14 protein-coding genes are annotated in these 14114 nt (G+C 72.1%); 2 read left to right on the forward strand and 12 right to left on the reverse strand.

The features are described 5' to 3' along the window. Positions 1-99 precede the first annotated feature (99 nt). Both AB0M18_RS03600 and AB0M18_RS03605 read right to left on the reverse strand, forming a co-directional pair. A complete protein-coding gene (locus tag AB0M18_RS03600; protein ID WP_365755146.1) occupies positions 100-798 on the reverse strand; it encodes an SDR family oxidoreductase in 699 nt (232 codons plus the stop codon). A 4-nt stretch (positions 799-802) separates the two neighbouring features. Beyond that, a complete protein-coding gene (locus tag AB0M18_RS03605) occupies positions 803-1348 on the reverse strand; it encodes a TIGR00730 family Rossman fold protein (protein WP_365755147.1) in 546 nt (181 codons plus the stop codon). Positions 1349-1445: 97 nt separating this feature from the next. Here AB0M18_RS03605 and AB0M18_RS03610 point away from each other — a divergent pair, with 97 nt between their 5' ends. After that, complete coding sequence (locus tag AB0M18_RS03610; RefSeq protein ID WP_365755148.1) at positions 1446-2252, forward strand: alpha/beta fold hydrolase; 807 nt, start codon at positions 1446-1448, stop codon at positions 2250-2252. Positions 2253-2278: 26 nt separating this feature from the next. On the opposite strand, the gene mnmA is transcribed toward AB0M18_RS03610, so the two are convergent. Beyond that, on the reverse strand, positions 2279-3394 hold the full coding sequence (mnmA, locus tag AB0M18_RS03615; protein WP_365755149.1) for a tRNA 2-thiouridine(34) synthase MnmA: 1116 nt from the start codon (positions 3392-3394) through the stop codon (positions 2279-2281). A gap of 61 nt (positions 3395-3455) precedes the next feature. Here mnmA and AB0M18_RS03620 point away from each other — a divergent pair, with 61 nt between their 5' ends. Continuing rightward, on the forward strand, positions 3456-4160 hold the full coding sequence (locus AB0M18_RS03620; protein ID WP_365755150.1) for an N-acetylmuramoyl-L-alanine amidase: 705 nt from the start codon (positions 3456-3458) through the stop codon (positions 4158-4160). On the opposite strand, the gene AB0M18_RS03625 is transcribed toward AB0M18_RS03620, so the two are convergent. The 9 genes from AB0M18_RS03625 to AB0M18_RS03665 all read right to left on the reverse strand — a co-directional run bounded on the left by AB0M18_RS03625 (position 4153) and on the right by AB0M18_RS03665 (position 14036). Beyond that, positions 4153-5316 carry a cysteine desulfurase family protein gene (locus AB0M18_RS03625; protein ID WP_365755480.1) on the reverse strand — a complete coding sequence of 388 codons (1164 nt, stop codon included), beginning with the start codon at positions 5314-5316 and terminating at the stop codon, positions 4153-4155. The genes AB0M18_RS03620 and AB0M18_RS03625 overlap by 8 nt on opposite strands. Positions 5317-5497: 181 nt before the next feature. Then, positions 5498-6511 (reverse strand): WYL domain-containing protein, encoded by a 1014-nt coding sequence (locus AB0M18_RS03630; protein WP_365755151.1) that lies wholly within the window; start codon positions 6509-6511, stop codon positions 5498-5500. A gap of 21 nt (positions 6512-6532) precedes the next feature. Next, positions 6533-7381, reverse strand: coding sequence for a thioesterase family protein (locus AB0M18_RS03635; RefSeq protein WP_365755152.1), 849 nt, complete (start codon positions 7379-7381; stop codon positions 6533-6535). A 26-nt stretch (positions 7382-7407) separates the two neighbouring features. Continuing rightward, entirely contained in the window at positions 7408-8088 is a 681-nt protein-coding gene (locus AB0M18_RS03640) for a trimeric intracellular cation channel family protein (protein WP_365755153.1), read from the reverse strand. Between the two features lie 98 nt (positions 8089-8186). After that, on the reverse strand, positions 8187-9326 hold the full coding sequence (locus tag AB0M18_RS03645) for an oligopeptide/dipeptide ABC transporter ATP-binding protein (RefSeq protein WP_365755154.1): 1140 nt from the start codon (positions 9324-9326) through the stop codon (positions 8187-8189). Next, complete coding sequence (locus AB0M18_RS03650; protein ID WP_365755155.1) at positions 9323-10315, reverse strand: ABC transporter ATP-binding protein; 993 nt, start codon at positions 10313-10315, stop codon at positions 9323-9325. Before AB0M18_RS03650 ends, AB0M18_RS03645 begins: the two co-directional genes overlap by 4 nt. 2 nt (positions 10316-10317) lie before the next feature. Beyond that, positions 10318-11277, reverse strand: a complete 960-nt coding sequence (locus AB0M18_RS03655) for an ABC transporter permease (RefSeq protein WP_365755156.1) — start codon at positions 11275-11277, stop codon at positions 10318-10320. Continuing rightward, on the reverse strand, positions 11277-12272 hold the full coding sequence (locus AB0M18_RS03660; RefSeq protein ID WP_365755157.1) for an ABC transporter permease: 996 nt from the start codon (positions 12270-12272) through the stop codon (positions 11277-11279). The genes AB0M18_RS03655 and AB0M18_RS03660 overlap by 1 nt, the downstream gene beginning before the upstream one ends. Before the next feature lie 93 nt (positions 12273-12365). After that, positions 12366-14036, reverse strand: a complete 1671-nt coding sequence (locus AB0M18_RS03665; RefSeq protein ID WP_365755158.1) for an ABC transporter substrate-binding protein — start codon at positions 14034-14036, stop codon at positions 12366-12368. Positions 14037-14114: the final 78 nt, after the last annotated feature.

Raw genomic sequence — 14114 nt, forward strand, 5'->3', positions numbered from 1 at the left:
CCAGGGTCTCGCGCGTGGCGGCGGTGACGGGGTGATCGGGGCCGAGGAGTCGCGTCTCGGCCGCCGCTGCCCGCCCCCGCCCCCGTGGGCAGCGCGGCGTCAGCGCCCCGGACGCACGGTCAGGTCGTTGACCTCGGCGTCGCGCGGCAGGTCCAGCGCCATGACGATGGTGGTGGCCACCGACTCGGGGTCGATCCACTTCTCGGGGTCGTACTCCTTGCCCTCCTGCTGGTGCACCTTCGCCTGCATGGGGCTGGCGGTCCGCCCCGGGTACACCGAGGTCACCCGCACGCCGTTGCCGTGCTCCTCGTGGCGCAGGGAGTCGGCGAGCGCCTTGAGCCCGTGCTTGGAGGCGGCGTACGCGCCCCACTCGGCGTGCGCGGTGAGCCCGGCGCCCGAGTTCACGAACAGCACGTGCCCCCTGGAGACCCGCAGCTGCGGCAGGAAGTGGCGGGTGAGCTCGGCGGGGGCGACCAGGTTGACGTTCAGCTGGTGGTGCCAGCTCTTCGGGGTGAGCTCTCCGATCGGCCCGAGGTCGACGACCCCGGCGATGTGCAGCAGGCTGTCGACCCGCTCGGGCAGCGTCTGGTGCGAGAACGCCCACGACAGCCGGTCCGGATCCGCCAGGTCCCCGACGAGCGTCCGCGCCCCGGGAAACTCCGCCGCCAGCTCCTTCGCCCGCCCCGCGTCCCGCGCGTGCAGCACGAGCTCGTCCCCGCGCGCGTGCAGCCGCCGTGCGACGGCGGCGCCGATGCCGGAGCCGGCTCCGGTGATCACATGAGTAGCCATGGGTCTCATGTTCTCAGGGAACGCGGCGCGCCACGGTCTCCTCCAGGTACGCGAGGGCCGCCGCCCCGTCCTCCGCGAAGAAGACGAGATCGCTCAGCGGTACCGGGAGGAAGCCCTCCTCCTCCATGCGGCGGAACTGGGCCTTCAGGCCGTCGTAGAAGCCGGCCGTGTTGAGGAGGACGACGGGCTTGGTGTGCTTGCCGTGCTTCTTCAGCTCCAGGATCTCGGTGGCCTCGTCGAGGGTGCCGGCGCCGCCGACCATGACCACGATCGCGTCGGACTTGGCGAGCAGCAGGGCCTTCCGCTCGGAGAGGTCCCGGGACATCACCATCTCGTCGGCGCCCTCATACGCCTTGTGGGCCAGGAACTCGACCGAGACGCCGACCAGTCGGCCGCCCGCCTCCCTGGCGGCATCGGCGACGACCCCCATCAGACCCGTGTCGGAGCCGCCCCAGACCAGGGTGTGGCCCGCCTTGCCGAGGCGCTTGGCGAAGTCGCGGGCGGGACCGGTGTAGCGCTCGTCGAGGTCGGCGGCGGAGAGGAAGACGCAGATGTTCATGCGCTCCACCGTAGGCGCTCGCACCGACAGCGAGAATCTCTCCGGAAGTTCCCTCCGGGAGCGATGAGTTCCGGCGACGGCCGCGGTCTGCCCTGCCATGGACGAGGTGAAGACGACGCGGTGCGGGGCCCGGGGTCTGGTCAGGTCGCAGGACGGGACGCGCATCGCCTACGAGCGGTACGGGGACGGGCCGCCGGTGATCCTGGTGAGCGGGGCGCTGGGGACGGCCGGGGACGAGGAGCCGCTGGCCGGGCTGCTGGCCCGGCGCTATTCGGTGGTGGCGTACGACCGGCGCGGGCGGGGCGCCAGCGGGGACACCGGGCCGTACGCGGTGGAGCGGGAGATCGCCGACCTGGCGGCGCTCGTCGACGCGGTGGGCGGCGCGGCGGGTTCGGCGGCGGTGCACGGTACGGCCTGCGGCGGCGCGCTCGCCCTCGCTGCGGCCGCGGCGGGGGTGCCCGTCGGGCCGGTGTCGGTGTACGAGCCGCCGTACGGGCCGGAGGCCGCGGCGCGGCGGGGCCGGGTGCGGGCGCTGCTCGACCGGGGGCGGCGGGGCGAAGCGCTCGACGTGTTCCTCGGCGAGGCGGCGGGGGCCGTGGCGGCGCTGCCGCGCCCGGTCCTGGAGGCGCTGGCGCACACCCTGGCGTACGACGACGCGGTGGTGGGCGACGGCGTGGTGCCGGCGGCACGCCTCGGCCGGGTGCACGCGCGCGTGCTGGTGGTCGACGGCGGGTCGAGCCCGTCGTGGACGCGCCGGGTGGCCCGTTCGGTGGCGGCGGCGGTGCCGCGTGGCCGGCACCGCACGCTGACCGGCCAGACCCACCAGGTGGCGCCGCATGTCCTCGCGCCGGTCCTGGAGGGGTTCCTGGACGACTGCCGTGCGGAGGAGCCGGTCGGGGCCTGAGGCGCGAGGGCCTGAGGCGCCGGGCCTCAGACCGTCGCCGGCGCCGTCCTCCGTACCGTCGTCGCGATCGTCGCCGAGCCGACCACCCGCGTGCCGTCGTACAGCACGATCGCCTGGCCCGGGGCCACGCCCCGGACCGGCGCGTCGAAGGTGACGGACAGCTCGCCGTCCGTCATCGCCGCGCTCACCGGGGTCTCCTCGCCGTGGGCGCGCAGCTGGGCGGTGTAGCGGCCGGGGCCCTCGGGGGCGGCGCCGCACCAGCGGGGCTTGATGGCGGTGAGGGCGGTGACGTCGAGGGCCTCGACGGGGCCGACGGTGACCGTGTTGTTCACCGGCGAGATGTCGAGGACGTAGCGCGGCTTGCCGTCGGGGGCGGGGTGCCCGATGCGCAGGCCCTTGCGCTGGCCGATGGTGAAGCCGTACGCGCCCTCGTGGGTGCCCACCTTCGTACCGGACTCGTCGACGATGTCGCCCTCGGCCGTGCCGAGTCGGGAGGCGAGGAAGCCCTGGGTGTCGCCGTCGGCGATGAAGCAGATGTCGTGGCTGTCGGGCTTCTTCGCGACCGCGAGGCCGCGCCGCTCCGCCTCCGCCCGGATCTCGTCCTTGGTGGTGAGGGTGTCGCCGAGCGGGAACATGGCGTGCGCCAGCTGCTTCTCGTCGAGCACGCCGAGCACGTACGACTGGTCCTTGGCCATGTCGGAGGCCCGGTGCAGCTCGCGGGTGCCGTCCGCGTTCAGGACGACGGTCGCGTAGTGGCCGGTGCAGACGGCGTCGAAGCCGAGCGCGAGGGCCTTGTCGAGCAGCGCGGCGAACTTGATCTTCTCGTTGCAGCGCAGGCACGGGTTGGGCGTGCGGCCCGCCTCGTACTCGGCGACGAAGTCGTCCACGACGTCTTCGCGGAAGCGCTCGGCGAGGTCCCACACGTAGAAGGGGATGCCGATGACGTCGGCGGCGCGGCGGGCGTCACGCGAGTCCTCGATGGTGCAGCAGCCCCGCGCGCCGGTACGGAACGACTGCGGGTTCGCGGAGAGGGCCAGGTGCACGCCGGTGACGTCGTGACCGGCCTCCGCGGCGCGGGCGGCGGCGACGGCGGAGTCCACTCCGCCGGACATGGCGGCGAGGACGCGAAGAGTCTTAGTCATAGCCCTACCAGGGTACGGGGCGGCGGGAACCGGCATCGCGGCACCGAGCGTTCTCGATCACATGGGGAACAAGGGGAGCGGAGAGAAGCGGGCCGGCAGGAAGGGAGCCGCGAAGAAGGGCGCCGCCAAGAAGGGCGGGCCCACGCGGCGGGCCGTCCTGCTCGGCGGTACGGTCGCCGTCGCCGGCGCGGCCGTCTTCGCGCGCGACGAGCTGGGCCGCCTGTGGTGGCGGCTGCCCGGCATGGAGAAGAAGCGGGTCGAGGGCGAGCTCGACCACAAGGGCGCCGAGTGGACGGCCGCCTCCGGCTACAACTGGCGCCGCGCCGACCGCCCCGACGACTACGTCGTCGACCGGGTCGTCATCCATGTCGTCCAGGGCAGCTACAAGTCCGCCCTCAAGGTGTTCAAGGACCCGGCCCACGGCGCCGCCGCGCACTACGTGGTGCGCAAGGACGGCCACATCGCCCAGATGATCCGCGAGCTCGACGTCGCCTTCCACGCCGGCAACCGCGACATGAACGAGCGCAGCATCGGCATCGAGCACGAGGGCTTCGTCGACCGCCCGCAGGACTTCACGACGGCGATGTACGAGTCCTCCGCCCGGCTCACCGCCGACATATGCGCCCGGTACGGGATCCCCGTGGACCGGGAGCACATCATCGGGCACGTGGAGGTGCCGGGCACGGACCACACCGATCCCGGTCCGCACTGGGACTGGGACCGGTACATGGCGCTCGTACGGAAGGCCCGTTCGAGGCTCAGCTGAGGCCGGCCGTCCTCGCGCGTTCCACCGCCGGGGCGATGGCCTCGGCGACCGCCGCCACGTCGTCCTTCGTGGAGGTGTGGCCGAGGCTGAAGCGGAGGGTGCCGCGGGCCAGGTCCGGCGAGGCGCCGGTGGCCAGGAGGACGTGGCTGGGCTGGGCGATGCCGGCGGTGCAGGCGGAGCCGGTGGAGCAGGCGATGCCGGCGGCGTCGAGGAGGAGGAGCAGGGAGTCGCCCTCGCAGCCCGGGAAGGTGAAGTGGGCGTTGGCGGGGAGCCGGCCGTCCGGGTCGCCGCCGAGGATCGCGTCCGGGACGGCGGTGCGGACGGCCGTCACGAGCTCGTCGCGCAGGGCGCCGACGGTGCGGGCGAACTCCTCCTGCCCGTCGGCGGCGAGGCGCGCGGCCACGGCGAAGGCGGCGACGGCGGGCACGTCGAGGGTGCCGGAGCGGACGTGGCGTTCCTGGCCGCCGCCGTGCAGGACGGGGACCGGGGTGTACTCGCGGCCGAGGAGCAGCGCGCCGATGCCGTACGGGCCGCCGATCTTGTGGCCGGAGACGGTCATGGCGGCGAGGCCGGAGGCGGCGAAGTCGACCGGGACCTGACCGACGGCCTGGACCGCGTCCGCGTGCAGGGGGACGCCGAACTCGGCGGCGACGTCGGCGAGTTCGCGGACCGGCATGATCGTGCCGATCTCGTTGTTGGCCCACATGACGGTGGCGAGGGCGACGTCGTCGGGGTTCCGCGCGATGGCCTCGCGCAGGGCGTCCGCGTGCACCCGGCCGTAGGAGTCGACCGGCAGGTACTCGACGGTGGCGCCCTCGTGGGCGGCGAGCCAGTCGACGGCGTCGAGCACCGCGTGGTGCTCGACGGGGCTGGCGAGGACCCGGGTGCGGCGCGGGTCGGCGTCCCGCCGGGACCAGAAGAGGCCCTTCACGGCGAGGTTGTCGGCCTCGGTGCCGCCGGAGGTGAGGACGACCTCGCTGGGCCGGGCGCCGAGCGCGCCCGCGAGGGTCTCCCGGGACTCCTCGACGGTCCGCCGGGCGCGGCGGCCGGCGGCGTGCAGCGAGGAGGCGTTGCCCGTGACGGCGAGGTGGGCGGTCATCGCCTCGATCGCCTCGGGAAGCATGGGCGTGGTCGCCGCGTGGTCGAGGTAAGCCATCATGGTGGGTCGATTCTACGAGGCGGGGTCGGCCACCGGGGAAGGCGGCCGGTTTGCGCCATCGCGGCCGAAGTCGGCGGCCGCGTCGCGGGCGGAGCCACCGGCCGGGTCGCGGGCGGAGCCACCGGCCGGGTCGCGGGCGGAGCCACCGGCCACGCCGCGAGCCGGCCCACCGACCCGATCACCCGGCCGAGCCGCGAGCCGAGCCACCGGAGCCATCGCGGTCGGCATGGGCGGTGTCGCCGTACAGGGCGACGGTCTCCGCGGCCGCCTCGGCGAGGTAGGTGCGGGCGGCGGGCGGGGCGAGGACCTCCAGGCTTCCGCCCATGGCCAGCAGCGGGCGGAGCTCGCCGAGCTCGGCGACGGCAAGCTCGATCTCCGTCCACTCGGTCGTGGGGCGGGCGGGTGGCGGGACGGTGAGGCGGTCGCCGTGCAGGCGCAGGAAGCGGTCGTAGCGGTCGCGGTGGACCCGGGCGGTGACGGTCACTCCGGCCGGGCGCCGCTCGACCCGTTCCCGCAGCAGCTCCCACACCTCGGCGAGCTCCACGCCGGGGCGGCGCCGTACCGGCTCGTCGAGCAGCTCGGCGGCCTCCACCCGGTCGGCCCGGAACAGCCTCGGCTCGGTGTCGCGGTCCGCGACCAGGTACCAGACGCCGGCCTTCACGACGAGGCCGTACGGATCGACGGTGTACGCCTTGGGGGCGGGCGCCCCGCTGCTGCGGTAGCGCAGCGCGAGCCGCCGGTCGGCGAACACGGCCCGGTACAGCACGTCCAGGTCCACGTCCGCCCGCGGCCCGCTCATCCAGCGGTCCGGGTCCACCAGGATCCGCCGGCTGGTCGCCTCGGCGGCCGGCCGGTGCGGGGCCGGCAGCGCCGCCATCACCTTCCGCAGCGCGGAGGCCAGCGCCTCGTCGAGCCCGAGCGCGCCGTGCGCCCCCTGCGCGGCGAGCACGAACAGCGCCCGCGACTCGTCGGCGGTCAGCCCGGTGACGTCCGTCCGGTACCCGGCGAGCAGCGCGATCCCGCCGTACCGCCCCCGCTCCGCGTACACCGGCACCCCGGCCGCGGACAGCGCCTCGACATCCCGGTACACCGTCCGCACCGACACCTCCAGCCTCTCGGCCAGCTCACCGGCTGGCACGAGCCCGCGGGTCTGGAGCAGCAGGAGGAGGGAGAGCAGCCGGTCGGACTTCACCGGGGCAGGCTAGCGGGGCCGTCAGGCCCTCGGCGCCCGCGCCAGCTGGCGGGACTGGGCGACCAGGCGGTCGGTGCTGTCCCAGACCTCGGCGTCCTCCTCCAGGAAGCCGCCCGCGAGGTTGCGGGTGGTGATGGAGACGCGGAGGGGGCCGGGGGCCGGGCGGGAGCGGACGTGGGTGGTGAGTTCGACCGTGGGGGTCCAGCCCTTGAGGCCCAGCTCGAAGGAGGTCGGCGGGAGGGCGTCGACCGTGAGCAGGAGGGAGAGCGGGTCGGGGTCGCGGCCGTCGGCGAGGCCGAACCAGCCGCGCATCTCGCCCTTGCCGGACGGCGCGCCGATCGCCCAGCCGACGGTGGCCGGGTCGAGGCGGATGTCGAGGCGCTCGGTGATGGCCGAGGAGCCGGGGATCGCCGGGGCGGGGCCGTCGGAGGCGCCGAAGCACTGGTCGATCGGGGCGATCGCGGGCGGGGCCGCCGTGGTGCGGACGTCGTCCGGGAGCGCGTCGAGGTCGCCGTACGAGGCGAGCACGCGGATCCGCTCGACCTCGGTGCCGTCCTCCGCGTACTGGAGCAGGGAGGCCTGGCCGGTGGAGAGCGTGCGGCCGGTGCGGACCGTCTCGACGCGGATCACGGCCGGGCCCGGCACGGACGGCGTGAGGTAGTGCGCCGAGATGGTGAACGGGTCCGGGTGCGGCAGGTGCTCGCCGAGCGCGCGGCCGAGGAGGGCGAGGAGGTAGCCGCCGTTGACGGCGTGGATGATCGTCCAGCCCGCGGAGAGCTCGGCGTCGTACACCCCGGGCTCGCGCAGGACGACTGCCGTGTCCCGGTCGAACTCGCTCGCGTTCACGGTCTCCATGCTGCTCGTACTCATGGCCGAAACGCTACAGGAATAGACTACTAAGCGGTAGCTTTTTCACTTCCGGGTTCCTCGCGGGCGTTCGACCGGCGGTTCCAGGCGCGCGGCGCCCGCCAGTGGTAGCGCATCGCGAGCAGCCGCAGCACGAAGGCGGTCAGCACGGCGATGCCGCTGGTGTACGCGTTGAGCACGTCGAAGCGGATGGACAGCACGACGATCGTCGCGCCCACGATCGCGGGGACGGCATAGAGGTCCCGGTCCCAGCGCAGCAGCGACGGGACCTCGTTGGCGAGCACGTCGCGCAGCACGCCGCCGCCGACGGCCGTGGCCAGGCCGAGCACCGCCGAGGAGGTCAGGCCGAGACCGTAGTCGTACGCCTTCGTCGTCCCCGTCACACAGAACAGGCCGAGGCCCGCCGCGTCGAAGACGTTGACCGCGTTCTGGGTCCGCTCCACCTCCGGGTGGAGGAAGAACACGAGCACGGCCGCGACCAGCGGCATCAGGAAGTAGCCGAGATCGGTGAAGGCGGCCGGCGGCACCGCGCCGATGACCAGGTCGCGGAACAGGCCGCCGCCGAGCGCGGTGACCTCGGCGAGGACCGCGATGCCGAAGACGTCGAAGTTCTTGCGGACGGCGAGCAGCGCGCCCGAGATGGCGAAGACGAAGATGCCGACGAGGTCCAGGGCATGCTGGACCGACGGATTGAACAGATCGTGGAGCACCGAACCATTGTCCCGGTTCCTCCGGGCCCTCCCGCCCCCACGCGCGTGGGGCCCCGCCGCCGGGCGGCGACAGGGCCCCACGAACGAGAAGCGGACGATTACGCCTCGGGCTCCGAAGCCTCGGGCTTCACGTCCTCCGGCTCCGGCTCCGCCTTCGCCTGCGCGGGCACCACAGCCTTCTCGGCCTTCTCAGGCTTCTCGGCCTTCTCGGCCTTCTCAGGCTCCGGCTCCCCCGCCCGCGTGATCGTCCCCTCCGCGATCTCCCGCGCGAAGTGGCACGCCACCTTGTGGCCGTCGCCGACGTCCGTCAGCTCCGGGCGCTCGGTCGCGCAGCGGCTCGCCTGGGCCCACGGGCAGCGGGTGTGGAAGCGGCAGCCGGCCGGCGGGTTGGCCGGGGACGGGAGGTCGCCGTGGAGCAGGATGCGCTCGCGGCGCTCCTCGACCTCCGGGTCCGGGACCGGGACCGCCGACATCAGGGCGCGGGTGTACGGGTGCAGCGGCTCCGCGTACAGCACGTCGCTCGGCGCCTCCTCGACCAGCGAGCCGAGGTACATCACGCCGATGACGTCCGAGATGTGCCGGACCACCGCCAGGTCGTGGGCGATGACCAGATAGGTCAGGCCCATCGACTCCTGGAGCTCCTCCAGGAGGTTGATCACCTGGGCCTGGATGGAGACGTCCAGGGCCGAGACGGGCTCGTCGCAGATGATCAGGTCCGGCTCCAGGACGAGCGCCCGCGCGATGCCGATGCGCTGGCGCTGGCCGCCGGAGAACTCGTGCGGGTAGCGGGAGAGGGCGTTGGCGGGCAGGCCCACCTTCGCCAGGATCTCCTTGATCTTCTCCCGGCGCTCGTCCTGGTCCGCGCCGATCCCGTGCGCGGCCATGCCCTCGCTGAGGATCGACTCGATGTTCTGCCGCGGGTTGAGGCTGCCCAGCGGGTCCTGGAAGACCATCTGGAGCCGGCGGCGGAAGGAGCGCAGCTCCTTCTCGGGGAGCTTGGCCACGTCGGTGCCGTCGAGCACGACCGAGCCGTCGGTGATGTCGACCAGGCGCAGTACGGCCCGCCCGAGGGTCGTCTTGCCGCAGCCCGACTCGCCGACCAGGCCGTAGGTCTGGCCCGCCTCCACCGACAGCGAGATGCCGTCGACGGCGTAGACGTGGCCGACCGTGCGGTCGAAGAGGATGCCCTTCTTGACGGGGAAGTGGACCTTCACTCCGTCCAGTTCGAGCAGGCTCATGCCGGGACCTCCGTCGTGGCCAGGACCGGGTTGACGCAGCGGGCACGGTGTCCGGCCTCGCGGGGTTCGGTCAGTTCGGGCGTGCCGGTGAGGCACTCCATCTCGTACCGGTCGCAGCGCGGGGCGAAGGCGCAGCCGTCGGCCCAGGCGATCTGGTCGTTGATGGACCCGCGAATGGGGTTCAGGGACTCGCCGCGCGGGGCGTCGAGCCGGGGGATGGAGCCGAGCAGCCCGTGGGTGTACGGGTGCGTGGGGTGCGCGAACAGCTCGCGGCGGCCGGCCGATTCGACGACCTTGCCCGCGTAGAGCACGTTCACCTGGTCGCACAGGCCGGCGACGACACCCAGGTCGTGGGTGATCATCAGCAGCGCGGTGCCCTCCTGGTCGACCAGTTCCTTGAGGAGTTCGAGGATCTGGGCCTGGATGGTGACGTCGAGCGCGGTGGTCGGCTCGTCGGCGATGAGCAGACGGGGGGCGCAGGCCACCGCCATGGCGATGAGCGCGCGCTGCCGCATGCCGCCGGAGAGCTGGTGCGGGAACTCCTTGAGGCGCCGCGTCGGGTCGGGGATGCCGACCCGGTCGAGCAGGTGGGCGGCCTCCTTACGGGCGGCCTCGCCCTTCATCCCGCGGTGGCGCTGGAGGATCTCGGTGACCTGGATGCCGATGGGGATGACCGGGTTCAGCGAGGACAGTGGGTCCTGGAAGATCATCGCGAGGTCGCGGCCGCGCAGGTCGCGCATCTTCCCGGGGCTGAGCGTCAGCAGGTCCGTGCCGTCGAAGTCGGCGCGCCCGCCGAGCGTGACGCCCTTGGACGGCAGCAGGCCCATGAGGGCGAGGGAGGTCACGGACTTGCCGCAGCCCGACTCGCCGACCAGGCCGACGACCTGGCCCTGGTCCACGCTGAAGGAGACGCCGTTGACCGCCCGGACGTCCTTGCGGCCGCGGCCGCCGAAGGTGACGGTGAGTTCGTCCACGGTGAGCAGTGGCATGACTAACCTCGCAGCTTCGGGTCGAGCGCTTCGCGCATGGCCTCGCCGAGGAGGGTGAAGCCCAGCGCGGTGATGATGATGGCGACCGCCGGATACATCGACATCATGGGTGCGTTGTCGAAGAAGCGCTCCGCCTGCGAGAGCATGACGCCCCACTCGGGGACCGACGGGTCGGGGTTGCCGAGTCCGAGGTAGGAGAGGGCGGCGGCCTCGATGATGGCGGTGGCGAGGCTCAGCGTCGCCTGGACGATCACCGGGCTCAGCGAGTTCGGCATGATCTGGGTGAAGACGATCCGCCGCTTGCGCAGGCCGAGGGCGCGGGCCGCGAGCACGTAGTCGCTGCCGCCCTGGGCGAGCATCGAGCCGCGCAGGAGGCGGGCGAAGACCGGGATCTGCACCACACCGACGGCGATCATCACGGTGGTGAGCGACTGGCCGAGCACGGCGGCGACGGAGACGGCGAGGAGCAGCGAGGGCAGCGCAAGCAGGATGTCGGTGACGCGCATGACGGCGTCGTCGATCCGCTGTCCCGTCCGGCCGCCGAGGGTGGCGGCCGCGCCCGACACGGCGCCGACCAGGGCGCCGATGATCAGGCCGATGAGCATGGAGACCACGCCGACGAGCAGCGTCTGGCGGGCGCCGACGAGCATGCGGGAGAACACGTCGCGGCCGAGGTGGTCAAGGCCGAACCAGTTCTCGCCGCGCGCGCCGACGAACTGTCCCCGGTTGGGGAAGACCTCGCCGCGCCACGCCTGGTCGGTCGGGGCGTGCGGGGCGATCCAGGGGCCGATGATCGCGAGCAGGACGAAGGCGGCGATGATCACGGCGCCGATGATCGCCGCCTTGCTGCCGCGCAGCCGGCGCATCGCCTCGCGCCACAGGCTGGCGCCGCTGGAGGTCTCGGTCGTCGCCGTCAGCCGGGCCAGCCGGTCGACCTTGGAAGCGGTGTTTATCAGGCTCATCAGTGCACCCGCACCCTCGGATCGATGACGCTGTAGGCGAGGTCCACGAGCATGTTGATCAGCACGTAGATCATGGCGATGAACATGATGAAGCCGACGAGCACGGGGTAGTCGCGGGCGTCGATGGCGGTGCGGATGAAGGAGCCGATGCCGCCGAAGGAGAAGACGGACTCGGTGAGCACCGCGCCGGAGAGCAGGCTTCCGGTGAGCAGGCCGACGGTGGTGACCACCGGCAGCAGGGCGTTGCGCAGGATGTGCCGGCCGCGGACGACGCGGCGCTCCAGGCCCTTGGACTCGGCGGTGCGGATGTAGTCCTCGCCGAGCACCTCCAGGACGCTGGCGCGGGTCATCCGGACGATGACGGCGAGCGGGATGGAGGCCAGGGCGATGCCGGGCAGCACCAGGTGCATGAGCGCGTCCCAGGCGGCGTCGAACTCACCGGTGAGCAGGCCGTCGAGGACGGCGAAGCCGGTGACGCTGGTCGCGTCCATACCGGTGGACTGGCGGCCGAAGGTGCCGAAGATGTCGCCGAGGGCGCCCTTGAGGATGTCGGCCAGGAAGAAGACCGGGATGCAGATGCCCACGAGCGAGCCGGAGACGGAGGCCACGTCGAGCCAGCCGCCGCGCTTGCGGGCGGCCAGGTAGCCGAGCGGGACACCCACGACGACGGCCAGGAACATGGCCGCGAGGCTGAGTTCGACCGTGGCGGGGAAGCGCAGCACGAACTCGTCCCAGACCGGCTGTCCGGTCTGCACCGAGGTGCCGAGGTCGAGGTTGAAGAGCCGCTTGAGGAAGCGTCCGTACTGGACGTAGATCGGCTGGTCGAGTCCCAGCGCGCGGTTGATGCGCGCCACGTCGGCTTCGGTCGCCCGCTCGCCCAGGATCGCTGAGGCGGGTCCGCCGGGCAGTCGGTTCAGCCAGATGAAGAGCAGAACCGACAGGCCGAGCAGGGTGGGTATCAGCTGGAGAAGTCGTCGTACGACGAGTCGCAACACCCCGCGTGCCCCTTTCTTGCGTTGTTCGGGAGTCGGATGCGCGGACGCCCGGCCACGCTGTTTCCGTGGCCGGGCGGACCGCTGGCGGTGGTGTTACTTGAAGGAGACCTCGGCGAAGTTCTCCTGCGTCAGCGGGGAGACCTTCGGCGGGTTGACGTTCTTGCCGAACGCGATGGCCGGCGGCGAGGAGGACAGCGGGACACCGGGGAGGTAGTCCATGATCGCCTCGTTGGCCTTCTTGTACAGGTCGGTGCGCTTGGTCGGGTCGCCCTGGAGCGAGCCCGCCTTCACCGCGGCGAAGACCTTGTCGTCCTTGAAGCCCCACTGCTTGTCGTACTCGGCGAACCAGGTGCCGATGAAGTTGTAGCCGTCGTTGAAGTCACCGGTCCAGCCGAGCATGTGCAGGGCGCAGGAGCCGGCCTCGGTGGCGTCCAGGTAGTCCGGGTTCCACTTCATGGGCTTCGGGGTGACCTTGATGCCGGCCTTCTCCAGGTCGGCCTTGATCAGCTCGAAGATGTCCTGCGGGGCAGGCATGTACGGGCGGGTGACCTCGGTCGGGTAGCAGAACTCGATGTTCAGGTTGCTCTCGCCGGCGGAGGCGAGGAGCTGCTTGGCCTTGGCCGTGTCGAACGGGAACTTCTTCACGTTCTCGGACCAGCCGGCGACCGTGTCGGGCATGAACTGGGTCGCGACCTTGCCGCCCGCGGGCAGCTGGGTCTTGACGATGTTCTCGCGGTCCATGGCGTGGGCGATGGCCTGGCGGACCTCGGGCTTCTTCAGCGCCGGGTTCTTCTCCTGCGACATGCCGACGTACAGCAGGTTGAAGACGTCACGGGTCGGGACCTCGAAGCCGGCCGCCTCGAGCGTCTTGATGTCGGCGGGCGCGACCAGGTCGTAGCCGTCGATGTCACCGGCCTGCAGCGCCTGACGGCGGCCGCTCTCGGTGTCGATGGTGCGGAAGACCAGGTTCTTGACCTTGGCCTTCTCGCCCCAGTAGTCGTCGAAGCGGGTCAGGCTGACTTCCTTGTTGCCCTTGTTCCACTTCGTGATCTTGTACGGGCCGGTGCCGGCGACCATGCCGGCCTCCTGGCTGTACTTCGGGTACGTGATGGCGTCGCCCTTGGCGGTCGCCTCCTGCTTCGCGTACTCCTTGAGCGCCTTCGGCGAGTGGATCGCGAGGGCCTGCAGGGAGAAGCCGCCCGGAAGGTTGGCGGAGGGCTCGAAGACCTCGATGACGGCCGTGTTCGCGTCCTTGACGGTGCAGGACTTGTAGTTGGCCTTCGGGGTTTCCTTGTCCTCGTTCTTCGCGAACCCGCCCATGATGGTCTGCCAGTAGTAGGAGACCGCGCTGGACTGGTACGTGCCCTTCCAGTTGAACCAGTAGTCGTAGTTCGCGCAGACGGCGGCGGCGTCGAGCTTCTCGCCGTCGTGGAACTTCACGCCCTGGCGGATGCCGAACGTCCAGACCGTGCCCGCAGGGTTGCTGGACCACTTCTCGGCGAGACCGCCGACCAGCTTGCTGCCGCCGGACTCGTGCTCCAGCAGGGCCTCGAAGGCCTGCCGGGTGACGCGGAAGGTCTCGCCGTCGGAGGCGAGAGCCGGGTCGAGGGAGGCCGGGTCACCGGGGGCACCGAACACGAACGTGTCCTTGGCGCCGTCCTTGTCCCCGTCCTTGCCCCGCTCGCTCGCGCAGCCGGTGGCGATGAGGCCGACCGCGAGGGCCGCCGTCAAAGCCCGGGCTGACCGGGACGTGAATATTCGCATGGGTCCACCCCTGGGTCGCCATGTTGGTCGGTCTGACCGGCCGAACGCTACTGGCGAGTGACGCGGCAGAGAACAGTC

Source organism: Streptomyces sp. NPDC051909, assembly GCF_040681095.1.
Taxonomy (GTDB): Bacteria; Actinomycetota; Actinomycetes; order Streptomycetales; family Streptomycetaceae; genus Streptomyces.

Excerpts from the sequence above, each read along its gene's own strand:
- AB0M18_RS03600 (WP_365755146.1), bottom strand. The coding sequence starts at position 798 with ATGAGACCCATGGCTACTCATGTGATCACCGGAGCCGGCTCCGGCATC.
- AB0M18_RS03605 (WP_365755147.1), bottom strand. The coding sequence starts at position 1,348 with ATGAACATCTGCGTCTTCCTCTCCGCCGCCGACCTCGACGAGCGCTAC.
- AB0M18_RS03610 (WP_365755148.1), top strand. The coding sequence starts at position 1,446 with ATGGACGAGGTGAAGACGACGCGGTGCGGGGCCCGGGGTCTGGTCAGG.
- mnmA (WP_365755149.1), bottom strand. The coding sequence starts at position 3,394 with ATGACTAAGACTCTTCGCGTCCTCGCCGCCATGTCCGGCGGAGTGGAC.
- AB0M18_RS03620 (WP_365755150.1), top strand. The coding sequence starts at position 3,456 with ATGGGGAACAAGGGGAGCGGAGAGAAGCGGGCCGGCAGGAAGGGAGCC.
- AB0M18_RS03625 (WP_365755480.1), bottom strand. The coding sequence starts at position 5,316 with ATGGCTTACCTCGACCACGCGGCGACCACGCCCATGCTTCCCGAGGCG.
- AB0M18_RS03635 (WP_365755152.1), bottom strand. The coding sequence starts at position 7,381 with ATGAGTACGAGCAGCATGGAGACCGTGAACGCGAGCGAGTTCGACCGG.
- AB0M18_RS03645 (WP_365755154.1), bottom strand. The coding sequence starts at position 9,326 with ATGAGCCTGCTCGAACTGGACGGAGTGAAGGTCCACTTCCCCGTCAAG.
- AB0M18_RS03650 (WP_365755155.1), bottom strand. The coding sequence starts at position 10,315 with ATGCCACTGCTCACCGTGGACGAACTCACCGTCACCTTCGGCGGCCGC.
- AB0M18_RS03655 (WP_365755156.1), bottom strand. The coding sequence starts at position 11,277 with ATGAGCCTGATAAACACCGCTTCCAAGGTCGACCGGCTGGCCCGGCTG.
- AB0M18_RS03665 (WP_365755158.1), bottom strand. The coding sequence starts at position 14,036 with ATGCGAATATTCACGTCCCGGTCAGCCCGGGCTTTGACGGCGGCCCTC.